This is a genomic window from Ornithinimicrobium pratense, assembly GCF_008843165.1.
Lineage (GTDB): Bacteria > Actinomycetota > Actinomycetes > Actinomycetales > Dermatophilaceae > Ornithinicoccus > Ornithinicoccus pratensis.
The window spans coordinates 2,872,253-2,891,552 of record NZ_CP044427.1; the positions used below are offsets into that span (position 1 = coordinate 2,872,253).

The window sequence follows — 19,300 nt, forward strand, 5'->3', positions numbered from 1 at the left end:
CGGTGCCACGGCCTACCCTGTGGGTATGCATATCGCCCAGGAACTGGTGCTCGTCGGGACGAGCGTGGAGGGGCGCAACCTGCTGGGCACCAGCCGCAACCTGGTCCTGGCAGGGGCCTTCCTCACCGAGCTGGCGGTCCTGGAGCGCCTGGCCGTCGATGGCAAGAAGCTCCGGGTGCACGACCCCGGGCCGACCGGTGACTACCTCCTCGACGACGCCCTGGTCCGCTTCGCCAAGCTCGAGGGCAAGAAACCGAAGGACGTCCTCGACAAGGTCGGCAAGCACCTCCTCGAGCCCGTCCTGGAGAGCCTGGCCACCCAGGAGCTCATCCGGCCCGAGCCGGTCTCGGTCATCGGCCTGACCCTGTGGACCCGCTGGCCGGTGGTCGTCGACGGCCCGAGGCAGGCCGTGCTGATCGACCTGGCCCAGGTGCTGACCGGGGCCCGGGACGCGGACTCCCGCACCGGGGCGTTGATCTCCCTGCTGCACGCCGTAGGCGCCCTGCACACCGTGGTGCCCGAGGACCTGCGACCGGGCATGACCAACCGGGATGTCAAGCGTCGGGGCAAGGAGGTCCTCAAGGGCCGCTGGGCCCCCGAGGCGGTCGCCAAGGCCGTCGAGGAGGCTGCAGCCGCCGCCATGGTGGCGGTCACCGCTGCGGCAGGCGCCGGCTCCAGCTGAGCCACCCGGCCAGGCGGTCGCACCGTCTCCTTGCACTGCGGCCCGTGCCCCGGGCCGCCTAGCGTGGTGGGCATGCCCGTCGTCCACGAGTCCGACCATGCCCGCCTGAGCGTCCTCACCCCTCACCTGGTGCGCTTGGAGTGGTCGCCGTCCGGCGCCTTCACCGACGAGCCGACACAGGTGGTCCTCGACCGTGACTTGGGGCCGGTGCCGGCCACGGTAACCCCGGTGGGCAGCGGCGTAGAGGTCGTCACCGACGGCTTCGAGCTGGTCTACGACGGCGGGCCACCAACCCCCTCCGGCCTCTCGCTGCAGGTCAGGGGCGGCGTGACCACCTACCACTCGGTGTGGCGGTATGGCGTGCCCGTGCGCCCCAAGAGCCGGCTGGGCGGCACCGCCCGCACCCTGGACGAGGTCGACGGGCGCAGCCCGCTGGAGCCGGGCGTGATCTCCCGGGACGGTTACGAGGTGCTGGACGACTCGGCCAGCCTGGTCCGCACCGGTCCCGGAGTCGCCGACCTGAAGCCCCGGGAGGAGGGTGCGGTCGACCTCTACGTCTTTGCCCACGGGCTGGACTTCCGCGGCGCGCTCCGCGACTTCTACCGATTGACCGGCCCCGTGCCGCGGGTGCCGCGCTACGTGCTGGGCAACTGGTGGAGCCGCTACCACCCCTACTCCGCGCAGGAGTACTCCGCCCTGCTGGACCGGTTCGCCGCCGACCGGCTGCCGTTCTCGGTCGCGGTGCTGGACATGGACTGGCACATCACCGACAGCCAGTTCGACAGCCGGTTCGGCAGCGGCTGGACCGGCTACACCTGGGACCCCCGGCTTTTCCCGGACCCCGGGGCGTTCCTGGCCGAGCTGCACGACCGCGGCTTGAAGGTCACCCTCAACGACCACCCGGCGGACGGGGTGCGGGCGTTCGAGACCGCATACCCGACGATGGCGCGGGCCCTCGGCGTGGACCCGGCCACCGAGGCGCCCTTGGCCTTCGACGTCACCGACCCCGCCTGGCTGCGGGCCTTCTTCGACCACGTGGCGCACCCGCTGGAGGAGCAGGGGGTGGACTTCTGGTGGATCGACTGGCAGTCCGGCCCCTACTCCCGGCTGCCGGGCCTGGACCCGCTGCGGGCGCTCAACGAGGTGCACTTCGCCGAGCTCGCCGCGACCGGCCGCCGACCGGTGGTCTTCAGCCGTTATGCCGGGCCGGGCAGCCACCGCACGCCGATCGGCTTCTCCGGCGACACGGTGATCAGCTGGGACAGCCTGCGCTTCCAGCCCGAGTTCACCGCCACCGCGGCGAACATCGGCTACGGCTGGTGGAGCCACGACATCGGCGGGCACTGGGGCGGGGTCAAGGACGTGGAGCTGGCGGTGCGCTGGGGGCAGCTCGGGGTGTGGTCGCCGGTCAACCGGCTGCACGCGACGGCCAGCCCCTTCCAGGGCAAGGAGCCGTGGCGGTTCGGCCCGGAGGCCGAGGCCTTGATGGGTGCGGCGCTGCGGCTGCGGCATCGGCTGCTGCCCTACCTGGCCACGATGGCCGAACGGGCCAGCGCCGAGGGCGTCCCGCTCGTCGAGCCGGTCTACCACCGCCATCCCGCACGCGAGGAGGCCTACGCGCACCGCGCCACCTACTTCTTCGGCGCCGACCTGCTCTGCGCGCCGGTCGTGCAGCCCCGCGACCGGCGCACCGGCCTGGCCCGGGTCGACCTGTGGCTGCCGCCGGGCGCCTGGTTCGACCTGGAGACCGGCCGGCGCTACGAGGCTGGGGACCACGGGCGCACGGTGGCGGCCTACCGGGACCTGGCGCACACCGCGGTCTTCGCCGCCGCCGGCACCGTGCTGCCGCTGGTCGCGGAGGACGAGGTCGGCAACGGCGTCCCGCTACCGATCGCGCTGGACCTGCAGGTCTACCCCGGCGCCGACGGCGAGCACCTGCTGGTCGAGGACGACGACGGACCCGAACCGACCCGGCGGGTGGCCCGGACGCCGCTGCGGCTGCGCGGCGGGACCCTGACGGTTGGCCCCGCCGAGGGTGACCTGACCGCGCTGCCGGCGAAGCGGACCTGGACCGTGCGGGTGGCCGGCTCTGGCTCTCCCGCGAGCGTCCACGCGGACATCCCCGTCGGTGAGCAGGTGAGCATCGACCTGAGGGGGTCCGAGCCCGAGCAGCATGAGCTCAGCACCTGCTTCGCCATCCTCGACGCCGCGGAGGTCGAGCACGCCACCAAGGACGAGGTATGGCGTCTGCTCACCCGGTCCGACCTGTCGGCCCCCCGCGCCGGGTTGGTGGGCGAGCTGACCTCACTCCCTCTCGACCCGTCCTTGCTGGGTGCGCTGGTGGAGGTGCTGACCGCCGAGGGGCGGTGAGCCTGTGCCCTCACGCCATCTCCGCCTCTTCCACGCCCGACCGCCGCCTCAGCCCGGCCCGCCTTCACCTGGCAGCCCACCTGCGGCCCGCCTAGCGTGGTGGACGTCCCCACCCCTGCAGCAGAGAGGCGAGATCGATGACCGAGTCGACCGTCGGCCAGCGCGCCGAGAGCATGACGAACGACCAGGGTGGCTTCCCCGCACAGGAGCAGGAGCCGCCCGGCAGCACGAGCGCGATGGACCCTGTGCCCGACCACGGGGAGGAGACCTACAAGGGCAGCGGCAAGCTCGAGGGCCTGCGCGCCCTGGTCACCGGTGGCGACTCCGGTATCGGCCGCGCGGTCGCGATCGCCTTCGCCCGTGAGGGTGCGGATGTCGCCCTGTCCTACCTGCCGGATGAGCAGGAGGACGCCGAGTCCACCGCCGAGCTGGTCCGCGCGGCCGGGCGCACCGCGGTGCTGTGCCCCGGTGACCTCACGGCGGAGGCAACCTGCGAGCAGGTTGTCGAGAAGTCGGTGCAGGAGCTGGGTGGGCTGGACGTGCTGGTCAACAACGCTGGCGCCCAGTGGGCCCGGGACGAGGGCCTGGAGCAGATGAGCTCGGAGCGGATGGACCGGATCTTCAAGACCAACCTCTACGCGCTGATGTGGATGACCCGAGCCGCCCTGCCGCACCTCGGCAAGGGCGCCAGCATCATCAACGTCAGCTCGATCCAGGCCTGGGAGCCCTCGACCACGCTGCTGGACTACGCGGCGACCAAGGCGGCCATCAACAACTTCACCGTCAACCTCGCGGCCGAGGTCGGCCCCAGGGGCATCCGGGTGAACGCGGTCGCCCCTGGACCGATCTGGACGCCCCTGCAGCCGGCCACCAAGCCCGCCGAGGCGATGGAGGAGTTCGGCGCCGACACCCCGCTGGGGCGGGCCGGCCAACCCTCGGAGGTGGCCCCAGCCTTTGTCTTCCTGGCCTCGCCGCGCGACGCCAGCTATGTCTCCGGCACGGTGCTCGGGGTGACCGGCGGCAAGCCGGTCTTCTAGGCCCCGGACCACCGGCGGCGGCGGACGATCCGCCGCCGCCGGGATCCTGGCTCAGCTGCGCGCCGTCACCACTTGTGCGCGACGTCGATGACCAGGCGCGAGCCGCTCCCGGGGCCATCGAGCACGAAGACCCGCATCGGCAGCCGGGCGCGCACGCCCACACCGAAGGTGGTCTGGCCCTCGAACGACCCGGCGACCGCGACCTGCCGCAGCGTGTCGTAGCCGGTGACGTCGACCACCTTGCTCCGGTCCTTGGGTGAGTAGGTCGGGCGGCCGGAGGAGTCGTAGGCCGGCACGGTCACATCCACCTGCAGCCGCGCCCCACCGGCCAGCGGCACGGGCTGGCCGGACCCAGGCTGCGTGACCGTGTCGACGTAGCGCACCCGGTGGCCGACCTTGCCGGCCGCGATCCCGGCGATATCCACGACCACGCGGTCGAAACAGGCATGCCGCCCCGAGCGGACGTTGCTGATCGTCCCGTCGCCGACATGGCTGTCGCTGCGCGCCTTCTCCAGTGACCCCCAGGTCACCCCGCAGCTGATGCCCGCTGCGCCGACCGAGGCGCTCGCCGCACCGGTCGGCACCGCGGCCGCGGCGGGCACGGCCCCGCCCAGCATGACGAGCGCAGTCAGCGTGGCCGCCGCCCTCCGGGTCGTCCCCACGGTCTTTCTCATGATCTTCCCCTGCCCTTCTGGGGCGCTCCGGCGGAGCACCTTCGTCAGGTAGTCGCGCCATGGTCGGAGAAGGTTCAGGAGACGGGAAGGGGGCGGGTGATCACCCGCCCCCGTCCTACGGCATACCGGTCAGCTGCCCCGGTCGATCCACTCCTGACGCTGCGGCGCCTCGTCCCCGATCGTGGTGCTGCCGCCGTGGCCGGTGCGCACCACCGTCTCCTCGGGCAGGGCCAGCAGCTTGTCGGTGATCGACTCGATGATGGTGTCGAAGTTGCTGAACGAGCGGCCGGTCGCGCCCGGCCCGCCCTCGAAGAGGGTGTCACCGGTGAACACCGTCGCCATGCCCGGGACGTAGAAGGAGCAGGCACCCGGGGAGTGACCGGGGGTATGCAGCACGTGCAGGCTCTGCCCCGCGACCTCGATCGTCATCCCGTCGGCCAGGTCCTCGTCCCAGGTGCGGCCCGGGTGGGTGAGCTCCCAGACCGGCTTGTCGTCGGGGTGCAGGTAGATGGGGCCGTCCACCCACTCCTGCAGGTCGAAGACCGCGTCGACGTGGTCGCTGTGGGCGTGGGTGAGCAGGATCCCGACCACCTTGCGGTCCGCAGCGATGTCGGCGATCTTCTGCGCGTCATGGGGAGCGTCGATGATCACGCACTCCTCGTCGTTGCCCAGCACCCAGATGTTGTTGTCCACCTCCCAGGTGCCGCCGTCCAGCTCGAAGGCGCCGGTGGTGATGCCATGGTCGATCCGCACGTTCATGCCTTGCTCTCCTCCGTCTCGGGAGCGCCCGCGGGCGCCTCGGTCTGGCTGTCGATAACCACGACGCTACGCAGCACGTCGCCGCCGTGCATCTTCGTGAAGGCCGACTCGACGTCGCCGAGCCCGATTGTCTCGGTGACGAAGCCGTCGAGATCGAACCGGCCCTGGCGGTAGAGGTCGATGAGCATCGGGAAGTCGCGGGAAGGCAGGCAGTCGCCGTACCAGCTGGACTTCAGCGCCCCGCCGCGGCCGAAGACGTCGGCCAGGGGCAGGGTGACCTCCAGGTCGGGGGTCGGCACCCCGACGAGCACGACGGTGCCGGCCAGGTCGCGGGCGTAGAAGGCCTGCTTGTAGGTCTCCGGGCGGCCTACCGCCTCGACCACGACGTCGGCGCCGTGCCCACCGGTGAGGGCCTGGATGGCCTCGACCGGGTCGTTCTCCTTGCTGTTGACGGTGTGGGTGGCGCCAAAGCGCTTGGCCGTCTCCAGCTTCCGGTCGTCGATGTCGACGGCGATGATCGTCGTGGCACCGGCGATCGCGGCCCCGGCCACGGCGGCGTCGCCGACCCCGCCGCAGCCGATGACGGCCACCGAGTCGCCGCGGGTGACGGCGCCGGTGTTGACTGCTGCACCGAAGCCGGCCATCACGCCGCAGCCGAGGAGGCCAGCCGCGACGGCGGAGGCCTCACGGTCGACCTTGGTGCACTGGCCGGCGGCGACCAGCGTCTTCTCGATGAACGCGCCGATCCCCAGGGCCGGGCTCAGCTCGGCCCCGGCCATCGGGTCGCCCTCGGCCAGGGTCATCTTCTGGGTGGCGTTGTGGGTGGCGAAGCAGTACCACGGCTTGCCCTTGGCACAGGCCCGGCACTGGCCGCACACGGCGCGCCAGTTGAGGATGACGAAGTCACCGGGCTCGACCTCCGTCACGCCCTCCCCCACGGCCTCGACCGTCCCTGCGGCCTCGTGGCCGAGGAGGAAGGGGAACTCGTCGTTGATGCCGCCCTGACGGTAGTGCAGGTCGGTGTGGCAGACGCCGCAGGCCTCGACCTTGACCACCGCCTCCCCCGGACCAGGGGCTGGCACGACGATGTCGACGACCTCGACGTCGGCATCCTTGCTGCGGGCGATGACGCCCTTGACGATCTGGGACATGAAGGACCCTCCTGGGCAGGTGTGCAGGTGTTGCCTCCACCGTAGGCGGACCGTTCCCTCCAGGCGCGTGGGGGTGCGCTCCAGGGGGGTCCAGGCTCTCTGACCACGCATGTGCAGAAGCGGGGTGTCACATCCGTCGCCAGCGTGACCTATGTGTCACTCCGTTCCTGCACCACCGTCGTTGTCCACAGGGCAGCCCCTGGATCAGGGCGAGGAGCAAGCCACCTGCAGGACGCTGGGGGCATGAGCGATCTGCTGGGCACTGCGCCACGCACCTCCCACGGTGGGGCCCCGCAGCCGCGACCCGACTTCCCCAGCATCGTGGGCCAGCACGGTCTGGCCACCTATCGCCAGCTGCGCCAGGCGGGATGGAGCGAGGGGCAGATCCGGCACGCGAGGAGCACCGTCTGGCAGTGCCCCTTCCCGTCTGTCGTCGCCGCGCACCGTGGGCCCGTGGACGCCACGACCCAGCTCATCGCGGCGACGCTGTGGGCTGGACCGCGGGCGATCCTGTCCGGGACCTCGGCTCTGCGGCTGCTCGGACTTCGCGTGCCGGGCAGGCTGCGCTTCGTCTACGTTGTCCCGGCGACCGGCCGAGCCAGACGTCACGGGATCGCCAGCGTGGTCCGTTCGGCCCGGGAGGTCCCCGGGGTCCAGAAAATGGGGATCGTCCAGGCGGCCCCGGCAGCACGGGCCCTCGCCGATGCCGCGGTCTACGAGGCAGTGGCGGCCCAGGATCTGGAGGCCCTGGCGATCGCGGTGCTTCAGCGGGGGCTCTGCACCGCCCAGGAGATGGAGCTGGAGCTGTGGCAGCGGCCGCACCGCAAGGTGGCCGGGATCGGCGTGGGCCTGGCGGGGTTTCTGGGTGGGGCGTGGTCACGCCCCGAGGCGGCGTTGCGACGGGTCGTGGACCTCGAGCCGGACCTGCCGCAGATGCTCACGAACATCCGGTTGGAACGGGTCTCGGACAGAGAGCTCGTCGGATACCCGGACGGCTTCTTCCCCGATCTTGGGCTGGTGATCCAGGTGCACTCCCGGCAGCACCACCAGGGGGTTGACGACCAGGGTGGTGACCGCTGGGCCGGCACGGTGGAGAAGGACTCGGCCTACGTGGCAGTGGGCGCACGGCTGCTCGGCGTCACCCCCTGGACGCTGTACTCCCAGCCCCGCCGCTTCCTGACCCGGCTCCGCCAGACGGTGGCACTGGGCCCCGCGTCCCCCATGCCCGCCGTCCGGGTCGTCCCGGCGCCTCCCCGCGGTCCTGCCCAGAGCGGGCAGTGATGCCCCGACCGATCCTGAAGGGCCTGGAGGGCATGGAGGGCAGGGAGGGCAGGGAGGGCATCCCACATGGTCGGCACTCTGGTGCACGAACGGGGCGTCACATCCGTGAGTGGGAGCACGCAGGTGACACACCGTTCCTGCACATCCGTGAGTGGGAGCACGCAGGTGACACACCGTTCCTGCACATGCGTGAGTGGGAGCACACCTGTGACATACCCGGTCGCCCACGAACCTACGGCAGCGTAGGTTGGGGAGGTGACGAGCGCAGAGCCCCTCATCCCGTTGACCGTGACGCCAGCCGGGTCGACCACCGAGCTGTTGTCCCACGCTGCCCGACGCTGGCCGGACCGGGTCGCGATCGACTTCCTGGGTGCCGAGCTGACCTACGCCGAGCTCGCGGCACAGGTCAGCGCCGCGGCCCAGGTCCTGCGCGAGCACGGGGTCGGGCCAGGCGACCGGGTGGCGGTCATCCTGCCCAACAGCCCCCAGCACGTCGTCGCCTTCTACGCGATCACCTCCCTGGGAGCTACCGTCGCCGAGCACAACCCGCTCGCGGCCCCGGAGGAGATCCGCGCCCAGCTGCGGATGCACGGGGCCAGGGTGGTGCTCGCCTGGGAACACTCGCTGGCCGCCGTGCTGGAGGGCGGAGGCGGGGGCAGCGGCTCTACCGTGCTCGCCGTCGACCTGACCGCGGGTATGCCGCGCCGAACCCGCCTGCTGCTGCGGCTGCCGCTCAAGGCTGCCCGGGCCAAGCGGGCCCAGCTGCGCGCAACCGTCCCGCCGGGCGTGGGTTCATGGGACCGCAGCGTCGCCGCGGCGAGCCGGTCGACGAGCAGGCCAAGGGTGAACCGTGCGACGGCAAGGCTCTCGACGACTCGGTCCGAGCCAGCGGCGAGGACAGCAGAGGACGTGCTGCATACCCCCTCCCCCGGCGACGTGGCGGTCCTGCTGCCCACGGGCGGCACCACCGGCACCCCCAAGCTGGTGCCGCTGACCCAGGCCAACCTCATGGCCAACGTCGCCCAGGGCCAGCAGTGGGTGCCAGGCCTGAGGGAGGGCGAGGAGACCTTCGGTGCGGTCCTGCCCTTCTTCCACGCCTTCGGGATGACGCTCTCGCTGACCTTTGCCGTGTCCAAGGGCGCCACCCAGGTGGTGCTGCCCAACTTCGACGTGGACATGGTGGTGGCCTCGATCCGGCGTCGGCCCTGGACCTTCCTCGCCGGCGTCCCGCCGATGCTGGACCGGCTCGCCGCAGCGGCCACCGCGGCGGACCCCACGCTCCTGCGCCCCCTGCGCTACGCGATCTCGGGGGCGATGTCGCTCGACCCGAAGGTCGCCCAGCGCTGGGAGGAGGCGACGGGCGGCCTGGTGATCGAGGGCTACGGCATGACCGAGTGCTCTCCCGTGGCACTGGGCAACCCGTTCGGGCCCGAGCGTCGACCTGGCACGCTCGGCGTCCCGTTCCCCGGCACCCGGATCCGCGTCGTCGATCCCGACCTGGTCGAGGAGGACCCCGACGCGCCCGACGTGCCCGACGGGGAGGTGGGCGAGCTGCTCGTCCACGGCCCGCAGGTGTTCGGCGGCTACCTCGACGCGCCGGAGGAGAGCGCGGAGGTCCTGCTGCCCGGTGGCTGGCTGCGTACGGGTGACCTGGTCCGGCGTGACCCGGACGACGGCTTCGTGGCCCTGGCCGACCGCCGCAAGGAGCTGATCATCTCCGGCGGTTTCAACATCTACCCTACCCAGGTCGAGGAGGCTGTCCGGGGCATGCCCGGCGTTGTTGACGTGGCCGTGGTCGGGCTGCCGGACACCTCGCTGGGCGAGCACGTCGTCGCCGCTCTTGTCCTCGAGCAGGGGGCAGCGGTGGACCTGGCTGCGCTGCGCGAGTGGCTGCACGGGCGCGTCTCCCGGTATGCCGTGCCCCGCGCCGTGCACCTGCTGGAGGACCTGCCCCGCAGCCAGCTGGGCAAGGTGCTGCGCCGGCGCGTCCGCGAGCGGCTTCTGGGCCCGCAGGCAGGCCAGCCGCAGGAGGGCCAGCCGCAGGAGAGCCAGCCGCAGGAGGGCCAGCCGCAGGAGGGCCAGCCGGAGTAGGGCGAAGGGGTTGCGGCCCGGCGAGACTCAGCTGCGCGCGACCAGCGCCGTCGCCAGGCCGGCCAGCCCTTCGACGCGGCCGACAAACCCCAGGCTGTCGGTGGTAGCGGCGCTGACCGAGACGGCTGCACCCCCGAGGGCAGCGGACATCGCCGCCTCCATCTCCCCGCGGCGCGGCCCGATCTTGGGCCGGGGCGCCACCACCTGCACTGCGACGTTGCCGATCGTCCAGCCCTGCGCCTGCAGCAGGCTGGCGACGTGCTCGAGCAGCCGCGACCCGGAGGCGCCGGCCAGCTCGGGTCGTCCGGTGCCGAAGACCGCGCCCAGGTCACCGAGCCCGGCTGCGGACAGCAGGGCGTTGCAGGCGGCGTGCGCGGCGACATCGCCGTCGGAGTGACCCTCGATCCCACGCTCTCCCGGCCACTCCAGGCAGCCGAGCCAGAGTGCGCGACTGTCCCCCTCGGGCGCCCAGGCGTGGACGTCGACACCGATCCCGGTGCGGGGCAGATCGGTCATGACGAGACCTCCTCGCCGTCGGGGGCGGCGGCGGCCGTCCCGGCCGCGCTCGTGGACGCGGCCTGCGCCAGCCAACCCGCGGCCTGCTCGAGGTCGTGGGGGGTGGTGATCTTCAGCGCCCGCGGCGAGCCTTCGACCACGGTGACCTGGCCGCCGCACGCTTCGACCAAGCTGCAGTCGTCGGTGGCGTTCGCGACACCACCCACCCCCGGACCCGACCGCTCGAACTCCTCATGGGCCCGCTCCAGCGTCGGGCGGGAAAAGCCCTGCGGGGTCTGGACGGCGCGCAACGTGAACCGGTCGAGGGTGGTCACGACCGTGGCCAGGCCGTCAGGGCCGAGGACGACCTGCTTGACGGTGTCACTGACCGGCAGCGCCGGGGTGACGGCGGCGCGGCCGGAGCGCACGGCTTCGACCACCCGGTCGAAGACCCCGACGGGGGTCAGCGCGCGGGCCGCGTCGTGGACGAGCACGACCGACACCCCGAGGGGCAATGCGCGAAGGCCCAGGCGCACGGAGTCGGAGCGTTCCGCTCCACCGGCGACGACCTGGATGCTGACCCCCGGCGTGTCCCGTGGGTGCCTTTCGCGTGTCCGGTCGGGACTTTCTACGTGTCCTGTCGAACCTGTTGGCGTGTCCTGTCGGGCCTTGTCGCGTGTCCTGTCGGGGAAGGCTGCGGCGACCGCAGCGCGGACGGCCGTGGTGAGCTGCTGCATACCCTCGGGGTCCGGTGGGGCGACCACCACCACCGACGTCAACGCCCTGCAGGCCAGGGCGGCGTGCAGGGCGTGGACGACGATCGGTGCCTGCTGCGGGCCGTGGCCCAGGGGCACGAGCGCCTTGGGCAAGCCAGCACCCAGACGGGTGCCCTGGCCCGCGGCGACGAGGACCAGCCCGACACCCGACGAGGACGTGGCGGGCGGCGCCGGTTCCGTGCTCAGGAGGCGAGGACCTCGTCCAGGGTGGCCTCGGCGGTGTCCTCGTTGGTCTTCTCGGCGAGCGCGAGCTCGGAGACCAGGATCTGCCGGGCCTTGGACAGCAGGCGCTTCTCGCCGGTGGACAGACCACGGTCCTTGTCCCGGCGCCACAGGTCACGCACCACCTCGGCCACCTTGATGACATCGCCGGAGGCGAGCTTCTCCAGGTTGGCCTTGTACCGGCGCGACCAGTTGGTCGGCTCCTCGGTGTGCTCGGCGCGCAGCACGGCGAAGACCTTGTCCAGGCCCTCCTTGCCCACGACGTCACGCACACCGACCAGGTCGCAGTTCTCAGCGGGCACCTCGATGGTGAGATCTCCCTGGGCGACCTTGAGCTTGAGGTAGAGCTTCTCCTCGCCCTTGATGGTCCGGGTCTTCATTTCTTCGATGAGAGCGGCCCCGTGGTGGGGGTACACAACCGTCTCTCCGACCTTGAACATCATCTTGTTAATTGCCCCTTTCGCGGACCTCGAGTTTACCACGCGTGGCGCAGGTCACGGAATAACACGATTGACATTTGTGCAGGTCAGGGGCTTGACAAAGGGTTTCCGGTATGCCGTGCACCGCCCGGGCACGCATCTCGGCTCCTCGCCCGGAGCCCGCCCCGTCGCAGGTCAGAGGGCTCGCCGACGCCTCCGCGAAGCCTCCGGCAGGCCCGCCCGGTAGGCTGTGCCCCGTGACGACTGCACCCGCCTCCCGCGCCCGCCGCCGTGCCGCTGTGCTGACCGCCGCCTTCGCCGCACTGGGGCTGTCCGCCTGCTCGCTGACCTCCCCCACCACGTCCATGATCCGCTACTCCCCGGCCGACGGGGTGGAGATCGACGGGGAGTCCGTGGACGTGCGCAACCTGCTGGTGATCAGCCACGGAGAAGGCGCACCCGGCGTCGTGCTCGGCTCGGTGTCCAACCGCACCGCTGAGCCGGTGACCGTCACGATCACCGCCGCCGGCAACGACCTCAGCCCGCAGGTGGAGATCGACCCGGGCGGCGTGGTCCGCCTGGACGGCTACACCACCGAGGGTCCCGGCGAGCCCGTCACCATCCCGGCGGTGGACGGCCCCTCCGGCCAGGGCATGGAGATCCGCATCGTCACCACCGGGGAGACGTTGACCGCCCACGCCCCCGTGCTGCTGCCCCAGGGCCCGTACGAGCAGTTCGCCGACGACGCGGGCGGCACCGTGGAGCCGCGTCCCGCCGGCGAAGCCGACCACTGAGCCAGCGACGCGGGGCGTAGCCGGGCGGGCGGCGACAACTCGATTCCGCCGCCCGCGGCCGCCTAGTGGTGTGGCCGGGGGACGTCGCTGAGGAAGTGCTCGTGCGCCCCGGGCAGCTGCTCGTCGGCCCAGACCCCCGTCACCAGGTAGACCACGCGCAGTGCGACCGAGACCGCATGGTCGGCGAAGCGCTCGTAGTAGCGCGAAAGCAGGGTGGCGTCGACGGTCGCCTGCGCCGACATCGAGGTCGAGGGGTCCAGCAGGATCCGGAACACCTCCCGGTGCAGCCGGTCCATCGTGTCGTCCGCGCCCATCAGCTCGGCCGCGCCGTGCGCATCGCTGGCTGCGACGATCTCGCCGGCCCGGCGCACCATCTGGATGGCGATGGTCGACATCTCCACGAAGATCGGGCGCAGCTGCTCGTCCAGGGCAGGGGCGGGGTAGCGCAGCCGCGCCAGCTTGGCCACGTGCCGGGCCAGGTCCCCCGCTCGCTCCAGGTCCGAGCTCATCCGCAGGGTGGTCACCATCTGTCGCAGGTCGGTGGCGACCGGCTGCTGACGGGCCAGCATGTCGATCGCGCGGTTGTCGACATCGCGGCGCAGCGCGTCCAGGAAGGCGTCGTCGGAGATGACCGCCTGGGCCAGGTCGAGGTCAGCGTCCATGAGCGAGCGAGTCGCCCGCTCCAGGGCGGTGGCCGCCAGGCCACTCATCTGCACCAGCTGCTCGTTGATGTGTCCGAGCTCTTCCTGGTAGTGACTGCGCAACACGCCTGCTTCCCCTCCGGGGTCGATCTGGGTCGCACCCGGGGCAGGGGACGCCAGTCTCAGAGAGTCCCAGGCTCTCATGAACGTGAGGCGACGGTGGGATGAACTTCGCGCCACCTGCGCCGCACCTCGCGTCCACCTGCACCGGACCGGCGTTCCCCGCGGCCTAGGCTATCCCCGTGACCCCCTTCGCTGCAGGCCTCCTGGGTGGCGTCCTGGGGGCCCTCCTGACCGGCCTGGCGTGGTGGCTGTCGCACCGCCTCGGCAGGACGGCGTCCGCGCCGGCGGCGGAGGAAGAGCCGTCCGAGGCCGGGCCGCGCGTGCCCGAGGGGGTTGAGGACGTCCTCACCGTGCTGCGGTCCGGCGGCGTCGTGCTGGACCGGGAGGGGCGGGTCCAGACCGTCAGCTCCAACGCCCTGGCCTACGGCCTGGTGCGCCGCGACCGGCTGGCGCACGAGCAGCTGCGCCGACTCGCGGCCCAGACTCTGCGCGACGGCATCATCCGGCAGGCCGAGTTCGAGCTCCCGCTCAGCCCCATCGCGGGCGGGCGAATCCTGCTGGCCGTTCGGGTCGCCCCCCTCGCCGAGGAGCACGTGCTCCTGCTGGTCGAGGACCGCACGCAGGCGCGGCGCGTCGAGGAGGTCCGCCGCGACTTCGTGGTCAACGTCAGCCATGAGCTCAAGACCCCCGTCGGCGGGCTGCAGCTGCTGGCCGAGGCCGTGCAGGACGCTGCCGACGACCCGCAGGCGGTGGCCCGGTTCGCCGGTCGGATGACCTTGGAGACCGAGCGGCTGACCCGCCTGGTCAGCGAGATCATCGACCTGTCCCGGCTGCAGACCACCGACCCGCTGGCGGACATGGTCATCGTCGACGTCGCGGCCTGCGCCGCTGAGGCGGTCGAGCACACGCGCCTCGTCGCGGGCCTGCGCGAGGTGGTCGCCACCCCGACCGGTGACCCGGCGCAGCTGCGGGTCTACGGCGACCCAGAGTTGGTGACCACCGCCATCCGCAACCTGGTGACTAACGCCATCAACTACTCCGAGGACGGCACCAAGGTCGGGGTGGTGACCCGGCGTGTGGACGACGTGGTCGAGGTCTCGGTCTCCGACGAGGGGCGCGGCATCTCCGCGGAAGACCAGGAACGGGTCTTCGAGCGCTTCTACCGGGTCGACACAGCCCGCTCCCGCCTCACCGGCGGCACGGGGCTGGGTTTGTCCATCGTCAAGCACATCTGCGCCAACCACGGCGGTGAGGTCACCCTTTGGAGCCAAGAGGGCCAGGGCTCGACCTTCACCCTGCGCCTGCCCGCGGTCGTCGGCGACGACCGGCCGATCGGCTCCCCCGCCGACGGCCCGGGCCGACACCTGACCCTCGCCCCCGACATCATCACCGAGCCCCTGACCCTGCACGACAACAGCCCTGCCCGAAAGGTGAGCCCATGACCCGCATCCTGGTCGTCGAGGACGAGGAGTCCTTCTCCGACCCCTTGTCCTACCTGCTGGAGAAGGAGGGATATGACGTCGCCGTCACCGCCACCGGGCCCGACGCGCTCGCCGAGTTCGACCGCAACGGCGCCGACCTGGTCCTGCTGGACCTGATGCTGCCGGGCCTGTCGGGGGTCGACGTCTGCCGAGCCCTGCGTCAGCGCTCCAACGTCCCGGTCATCATGCTGACCGCCAAGGACTCCGAGGTCGACAAGGTGGTCGGGCTGGAGATCGGCGCCGACGACTACGTCACCAAGCCCTACTCCGGTCGTGAGCTCCTGGCCCGGATCAAGGCGGTACTACGCCGGCTGGCCGAGCCCGAGGAGCTGTTGCCCTCCACGATCGAGTCCGGCCCTGTCCGGATGGACGTTGAACGGCATACCGTCCGGGTCGACGGGGTGCCGGTCACCCTGCCGCTGAAGGAGTTCGAGCTGCTGGAGATGCTGCTGCGCAACACCGGCCGGGTGCTGACCCGCGGCCAGCTCATCGACCGCGTCTGGGGCAGCGACTACGTCGGCGACACCAAGACCCTCGACGTGCACATCAAGCGGCTGCGCGCCAAGGTCGAGCCGCACCCGTCCAAGCCGCAGCACATCGTCACCGTGCGCGGCCTGGGCTACAAGTTCGAGGCCGTCTAAGCCCGCGCCGGCGGCTGCTGCGCCGGCGCGGCTGACGCAGCACCCACCGCAACCCCCAGGGCGGGGCGCTACTTCTTGCCCTGGTTGGCCACCTGCTGGATCGCCTCGGCGGCGGCCTCGGGGTCAAGGTAGCGCCCGCCGCGCTCCACGGGGCGCAGGTCGGCGTCGAGCTCGTAGAGCAGCGGGATGCCGGTGGGGATGTTCAACCCGACGATGTCCTCGTCGCTGACGCCGTCCAGGTGCTTGACCAGGGCCCGCAGGCTGTTGCCGTGGGCGGCGACCAGCACCGTGCTCCCGGCCTGCAGGTCGGGCACGATGTCGCTGTCCCAGTAGGGCAGCATCCGAGCGATGACGTCCTTGAGGCACTCGGTGCGCGGCAGGTCCTCGCCGAGTTCGGCGTAGCGCGGGTCGCCCGCCTCGGAGTACTCGCTGTCGTCCTCGATCTCCGGCGGCGGGGTGTCGAAGGAACGGCGCCACAGCATGAACTGGTCCTCGCCGTACTTCTCCCGGGTCTCGGCCTTGTCCAGACCCTGCAGCGCGCCGTAGTGCCGCTCGTTGAGACGCCAGGACCGCTTCACCGGGATCCAGTGCCGGTCGGCCACGTCCAGGGCGCTGTTGGCGGTGGTGATCGCCCGTCGGAGCAGAGAGGTGTGCAGCACGTCCGGCGCCAACCCCTCCTGGGTGAGCAGCTCGCCGGCCCGCCGTGCCTCGGCGTGACCCTTCTCCGTCAGGTCGACGTCCACCCAACCGGTGAACAGGTTCTTCTGGTTCCACTCGCTCTCGCCGTGGCGGAGCAGGATGAGGGTGTAGGCAGCCGTGCTCATGGCTTCACACTATCGGGTGCCCCGGAAGGCGTCTGCTCCTCCAGCTCGGCGCGGAAGACCTCCAGGTTGGCGGTGGTCTCGCCCCGGTCGACCCGCCAGGCCCATTCGCGCTGGATCGAGGTCCAGAAGCCCAGGCGCAACAGGTCGTTGAACGGCTCGTCGCAGGCGGTCAGCACCCCGCCGAGCAGCTCGTCCAGGCTCATCTCGTTCAGCCCCGCCAGCGGCACCCGGCCGGTGAGGTAGACGTCGCCGCTGGCGTCGACGGCATACCCCAGCCCGGGCAGCCGCAGGGTCCGCCGCAGCAGGTGGCGGTAGAACGCCTCGTGGTTCTCGTCCGGGTTGCGGATGACGAAGGCGCGCAGCTCCAGCGCCCGCTCCCCCAGCAGCAGGGAGACCACGGTGCGCAGCTTGCGCTCCCCCGGCAGCGTCGCCACCGTCTCCCCCTCGTGCGCGCCCTGCTCCCAGGGCACCTCGAGCGCGTCCAGGTGCTCGCGCAGCCGGGCCAGGTATGTGGTGTGTGAGCTCATCAGTGCTCCTAGGGCAGGCGGTCGGGCAGAGGATGGTCGGGCAGAGGGTGGTCGGGCAGAGGGTGGTCGGGATGATGCCGGGCAGAGGCCGCGGTGCGGTAGACGTCGAGCAGTCCGTCGACGGTGCGCTCCCAGGAGAAGCCCTGCGCGTGCTCGACCGCCCGGGCCGGCCAGCGCGCACCCTCCACCTCCAGGCGGGCCAGCGCCGCAGCCAGGGCATCCGCCCAGTCGTGGGGGTCGTGCCCGTCCACGAGCACCCCGACCTCGCCGACGGCGTGCGGCAGACCGCCGACACGGGCCGCGACCACGGGCGTCCCGCTGGCGAGCGCCTCGATCGCGACCAGGCCGAAGGACTCGTGGTGGGAGGGGACCACGAGCAGGTCGGCGGCGCGGTACCACCGGGCGAGCTCCGCGCGCGGCAGGGTCTCGCCGAAGCGCACGACCCCTCCCAGGCCCTCCTCCTCCGCCAGCGCGGCGAGCGCTCTCGGGCGGGCCAGGCCCGAGCCGGACGGCCCGCCCAGGACGCTGACCAGCAGCCGGTTCCGCAGCTGGGGGTCACGGCGGACCAGCTCGCCGGCGGCCCGCAGCAGCACGTCCGGGGCCTTGAGCGGCTGGATCCGGCCGACGAAGAGCAGCAGGAGCGCCTCGGCCGGCAGGCCGAGCTCGGCGCGGGCCGACTCCTGCGGGCCAGGCCGGAAGGTCTCCAGGTCCACGCCCGGGGGGACGATCCGCACCCGGCCGGGGTCGGCGCCGTGCAGGGCCACGAGAGCGTCCCTCTCGTCGGCGGTGTTGACCACGAGCAGGTCCGCGCGCGTGACCAGCTCGTCCTCGCCGCGGACCCGCGCCGCAGGCTCGGGCCGCTCACCCTGCGCCAGTCGCTGGTTCTTCACCCGGGCCATCGTGTGCATGGTGTGCACGAGCGGCGGGCGCCTCTCGACGGCGGTGAGCTCGGCGGCGCGCAGGGCCGCCGCCCCCGAGAGCCAGTAGTGGCTGTGCACCACTCCACCGTCAGCCGCCACCCGGGCGCGGAGCGGGGCCAGTTCCTCGGCGAAGGCGTCGACGTGCGCGGACAGGTCCTGCTTCGGGACCGGGGCGAGGGGACCGGCTGGGAGGTGGTGGACCTCGACGCCTGGGGCGGGGCGGACCGTGCCGACCTCCTCCGGTGCGGTGGCCCGGGTCGCGACGTCCACGGCCACCCCCCGCCGGGCGAGGTGCAGGGCGGTCTGCAGGACGTAGACGTTCAGCCCACCGGCGTCTCCCGTCCCGGGCGTCAGCAACGGCGAGGTGTGCAGCGAGACCATGAGGACCCGGACCGGGAGCCCTGCACGGCGGTCGTTGCTGCTCATCCGGCCAGTCTGGCACGGTGGCCAGGACCGCCCGCCGGGTCGGCACCTCATACCCTGCGGGCGTGCCAGCCTCATACCCTGGAGGCGTGCCCAGCCCCGCCCCGCGCCGCCGCTTCGCCCCGGTCGGCGAGATCACCCGCGGCACCACCAACCCCAACCGGCTGAGGCGCGTCGACCGGTGGATCGCGGCGGCCCTGCGCCACGAGCTGCGGGCCCCGGCCGAGCCGCCCGTGGTGATCGACCTGGGCTACGGCGCCTCGCCCGTGACCGTCCTGGAGCTGGCTCAGCGGCTGCGCGCGGTGCGCGAGGACATCCGCGTCGTCGGCGTGGAGATCGACCCCGAGCGGGTCGCCCGCGGACTGCCCTACGCCGACCCGCCGCGCGTGGACTTCGTGCTCGGGGGGTTCGAGGTGCCGCTGCCTGCCGGCAGCGGCGGGGCACCCACGGTGGTACGGGCTTTCAACGTGCTGCGGCAGTATGCCGAGGACGACGTGCCCGCGGCGTGGGCCCGGGTGGTGTCTCGGCTCGCGCCCGGCGGCGCGCTGGTCGAGGGCACCTGCGACGAGCCCGGGCGGCTGGCGGCGTGGGTCGACGTCCGCCGGGGGCCGGACGCCGCACCGGCCCCGCGCTCGCTCACCCTGGCCTGGCGGCTGGCCGGCCTGAACACCCCCTCCGTGGTCGCCGAGCGCCTGCCCAAGGTGCTGATCCACCGCAATGTGCCCGGCGAGCGGGTGCACGAGCTGATGCGGGCCCTGGACGACGCCTGGGCACGCAACGCCCCGCTCGCCTCCTACGGCGCGCGCCAACGCTTCGTCGCGACCGCGCGTGATCTGCGCTCCGCCGGCTGGCCGGTGCGGGGTGGGCCGGCCCGGTGGCGCTTCGGGGAGCTGACCCTCGACTGGGCCGCCGTCGCGCCGCACGGCCTGACCTGACTCCCGCCGGTTCCCGAGGAGACGCCCAGGCTCG

The 19,300-nt window shown here is 72.2% G+C and carries 19 protein-coding genes; 9 read left to right on the plus strand and 10 right to left on the minus strand.

What is annotated here, in order from left to right; genetic code table 11:
• The first annotated feature begins 25 nt into the window (after positions 1–25).
• The 3 genes from FY030_RS13175 (at position 26) to FY030_RS13185 (ending at position 4,089) form a co-directional block, all read left to right on the plus strand.
• Entirely contained in the window at positions 26–682 is a 657-nt protein-coding gene (locus FY030_RS13175; RefSeq protein WP_158061920.1) for a GOLPH3/VPS74 family protein, read from the plus strand.
• Between the two features lie 72 nt (positions 683–754).
• Positions 755–3,052 (plus strand): glycoside hydrolase family 31 protein, encoded by a 2,298-nt coding sequence (locus FY030_RS13180; RefSeq protein ID WP_158061922.1) that lies wholly within the window; start codon positions 755–757, stop codon positions 3,050–3,052.
• Positions 3,053–3,189: 137 nt separating this feature from the next.
• Complete coding sequence (locus FY030_RS13185) at positions 3,190–4,089, plus strand: SDR family oxidoreductase (RefSeq protein ID WP_158061924.1); 900 nt, start codon at positions 3,190–3,192, stop codon at positions 4,087–4,089.
• A gap of 65 nt (positions 4,090–4,154) precedes the next feature.
• Here the strand turns inward: FY030_RS13185 and FY030_RS13190 are convergent, their stop codons facing one another.
• The 3 genes from FY030_RS13190 to FY030_RS13200 all read right to left on the minus strand — a co-directional run bounded on the left by FY030_RS13190 (position 4,155) and on the right by FY030_RS13200 (position 6,673).
• Positions 4,155–4,706 (minus strand): AMIN-like domain-containing (lipo)protein, encoded by a 552-nt coding sequence (locus tag FY030_RS13190; RefSeq protein WP_420371887.1) that lies wholly within the window; start codon positions 4,704–4,706, stop codon positions 4,155–4,157.
• 186 nt (positions 4,707–4,892) lie between these two features.
• Positions 4,893–5,522: an MBL fold metallo-hydrolase gene (locus tag FY030_RS13195; protein ID WP_158061925.1), complete on the minus strand. Its 630-nt coding sequence runs from the start codon at positions 5,520–5,522 to the stop codon at positions 4,893–4,895.
• A complete protein-coding gene (locus FY030_RS13200; protein ID WP_158061926.1) occupies positions 5,519–6,673 on the minus strand; it encodes an S-(hydroxymethyl)mycothiol dehydrogenase in 1,155 nt (384 codons plus the stop codon). The genes FY030_RS13195 and FY030_RS13200 overlap by 4 nt, the downstream gene beginning before the upstream one ends.
• Before the next feature lie 243 nt (positions 6,674–6,916).
• Here FY030_RS13200 and FY030_RS13205 point away from each other — a divergent pair, with 243 nt between their 5' ends.
• Positions 6,917–7,954, plus strand: coding sequence for a hypothetical protein (locus FY030_RS13205; protein WP_158061928.1), 1,038 nt, complete (start codon positions 6,917–6,919; stop codon positions 7,952–7,954).
• 255 nt (positions 7,955–8,209) lie between these two features.
• Positions 8,210–10,045: an AMP-binding protein gene (locus FY030_RS13210; protein WP_158061930.1), complete on the plus strand. Its 1,836-nt coding sequence runs from the start codon at positions 8,210–8,212 to the stop codon at positions 10,043–10,045.
• Positions 10,046–10,072: 27 nt separating this feature from the next.
• On the opposite strand, the gene ispF is transcribed toward FY030_RS13210, so the two are convergent.
• From ispF to FY030_RS13225, 3 genes are all read right to left on the minus strand, one after another.
• Positions 10,073–10,561, minus strand: coding sequence for a 2-C-methyl-D-erythritol 2,4-cyclodiphosphate synthase (ispF, locus tag FY030_RS13215; protein ID WP_158061932.1), 489 nt, complete (start codon positions 10,559–10,561; stop codon positions 10,073–10,075).
• A complete protein-coding gene (locus FY030_RS13220) occupies positions 10,558–11,409 on the minus strand; it encodes an IspD/TarI family cytidylyltransferase (RefSeq protein ID WP_238348345.1) in 852 nt (283 codons plus the stop codon). Before FY030_RS13220 ends, ispF begins: the two co-directional genes overlap by 4 nt.
• Positions 11,410–11,498: 89 nt before the next feature.
• Positions 11,499–11,981, minus strand: coding sequence for a CarD family transcriptional regulator (locus tag FY030_RS13225; protein ID WP_158061934.1), 483 nt, complete (start codon positions 11,979–11,981; stop codon positions 11,499–11,501).
• A gap of 233 nt (positions 11,982–12,214) precedes the next feature.
• Between FY030_RS13225 and FY030_RS13230 the strand changes: the two genes are divergently transcribed.
• Positions 12,215–12,751 carry a hypothetical protein gene (locus FY030_RS13230; RefSeq protein ID WP_158061935.1) on the plus strand — a complete coding sequence of 179 codons (537 nt, stop codon included), beginning with the start codon at positions 12,215–12,217 and terminating at the stop codon, positions 12,749–12,751.
• A 62-nt stretch (positions 12,752–12,813) separates the two neighbouring features.
• On the opposite strand, the gene phoU is transcribed toward FY030_RS13230, so the two are convergent.
• Positions 12,814–13,515 carry a phosphate signaling complex protein PhoU gene (phoU, locus tag FY030_RS13235; RefSeq protein ID WP_158061937.1) on the minus strand — a complete coding sequence of 234 codons (702 nt, stop codon included), beginning with the start codon at positions 13,513–13,515 and terminating at the stop codon, positions 12,814–12,816.
• 179 nt (positions 13,516–13,694) lie between these two features.
• On the opposite strand from phoU, the gene FY030_RS13240 reads away from it, so the two are divergent.
• Positions 13,695–14,957, plus strand: coding sequence for a sensor histidine kinase (locus FY030_RS13240; RefSeq protein ID WP_158061938.1), 1,263 nt, complete (start codon positions 13,695–13,697; stop codon positions 14,955–14,957).
• Positions 14,954–15,637 (plus strand): response regulator transcription factor, encoded by a 684-nt coding sequence (locus FY030_RS13245; protein WP_158061940.1) that lies wholly within the window; start codon positions 14,954–14,956, stop codon positions 15,635–15,637. The genes FY030_RS13240 and FY030_RS13245 overlap by 4 nt, the downstream gene beginning before the upstream one ends.
• 68 nt (positions 15,638–15,705) lie before the next feature.
• Here the strand turns inward: FY030_RS13245 and FY030_RS13250 are convergent, their stop codons facing one another.
• The 3 genes from FY030_RS13250 to mshA are packed head-to-tail and all read right to left on the minus strand — an operon-like array spanning position 15,706 to position 18,334.
• The gene (locus tag FY030_RS13250) at positions 15,706–16,461 is read right to left on the minus strand and encodes a phosphoglyceromutase (protein ID WP_158061942.1); all 756 of its coding nucleotides are present in this window, start codon (positions 16,459–16,461) and stop codon (positions 15,706–15,708) included.
• Positions 16,458–16,988, minus strand: coding sequence for a YbjN domain-containing protein (locus tag FY030_RS13255; protein ID WP_158061943.1), 531 nt, complete (start codon positions 16,986–16,988; stop codon positions 16,458–16,460). The genes FY030_RS13250 and FY030_RS13255 overlap by 4 nt, the downstream gene beginning before the upstream one ends.
• Before the next feature lie 8 nt (positions 16,989–16,996).
• Positions 16,997–18,334, minus strand: coding sequence for a D-inositol-3-phosphate glycosyltransferase (gene mshA / locus FY030_RS13260; protein WP_158061945.1), 1,338 nt, complete (start codon positions 18,332–18,334; stop codon positions 16,997–16,999).
• Positions 18,335–18,420: 86 nt separating this feature from the next.
• Here mshA and FY030_RS13265 point away from each other — a divergent pair, with 86 nt between their 5' ends.
• On the plus strand, positions 18,421–19,266 hold the full coding sequence (locus FY030_RS13265; RefSeq protein ID WP_158061947.1) for a class I SAM-dependent methyltransferase: 846 nt from the start codon (positions 18,421–18,423) through the stop codon (positions 19,264–19,266).
• Positions 19,267–19,300 lie beyond the last annotated feature (34 nt).

Excerpts from the sequence above, each read along its gene's own strand:
- FY030_RS13255 (WP_158061943.1), bottom strand. The coding sequence starts at position 16,988 with ATGAGCTCACACACCACATACCTGGCCCGGCTGCGCGAGCACCTGGAC.
- mshA (WP_158061945.1), bottom strand. The coding sequence starts at position 18,334 with ATGAGCAGCAACGACCGCCGTGCAGGGCTCCCGGTCCGGGTCCTCATG.
- FY030_RS13225 (WP_158061934.1), bottom strand. The coding sequence starts at position 11,981 with ATGATGTTCAAGGTCGGAGAGACGGTTGTGTACCCCCACCACGGGGCC.
- ispF (WP_158061932.1), bottom strand. The coding sequence starts at position 10,561 with ATGACCGATCTGCCCCGCACCGGGATCGGTGTCGACGTCCACGCCTGG.
- FY030_RS13175 (WP_158061920.1), top strand. The coding sequence starts at position 26 with ATGCATATCGCCCAGGAACTGGTGCTCGTCGGGACGAGCGTGGAGGGG.
- FY030_RS13190 (WP_420371887.1), bottom strand. The coding sequence starts at position 4,706 with ATGCTGGGCGGGGCCGTGCCCGCCGCGGCCGCGGTGCCGACCGGTGCG.
- FY030_RS13205 (WP_158061928.1), top strand. The coding sequence starts at position 6,917 with ATGAGCGATCTGCTGGGCACTGCGCCACGCACCTCCCACGGTGGGGCC.
- FY030_RS13185 (WP_158061924.1), top strand. The coding sequence starts at position 3,190 with ATGACCGAGTCGACCGTCGGCCAGCGCGCCGAGAGCATGACGAACGAC.
- FY030_RS13250 (WP_158061942.1), bottom strand. The coding sequence starts at position 16,461 with ATGAGCACGGCTGCCTACACCCTCATCCTGCTCCGCCACGGCGAGAGC.
- FY030_RS13245 (WP_158061940.1), top strand. The coding sequence starts at position 14,954 with ATGACCCGCATCCTGGTCGTCGAGGACGAGGAGTCCTTCTCCGACCCC.
- FY030_RS13195 (WP_158061925.1), bottom strand. The coding sequence starts at position 5,522 with ATGAACGTGCGGATCGACCATGGCATCACCACCGGCGCCTTCGAGCTG.
- FY030_RS13180 (WP_158061922.1), top strand. The coding sequence starts at position 755 with ATGCCCGTCGTCCACGAGTCCGACCATGCCCGCCTGAGCGTCCTCACC.
- FY030_RS13200 (WP_158061926.1), bottom strand. The coding sequence starts at position 6,673 with ATGTCCCAGATCGTCAAGGGCGTCATCGCCCGCAGCAAGGATGCCGAC.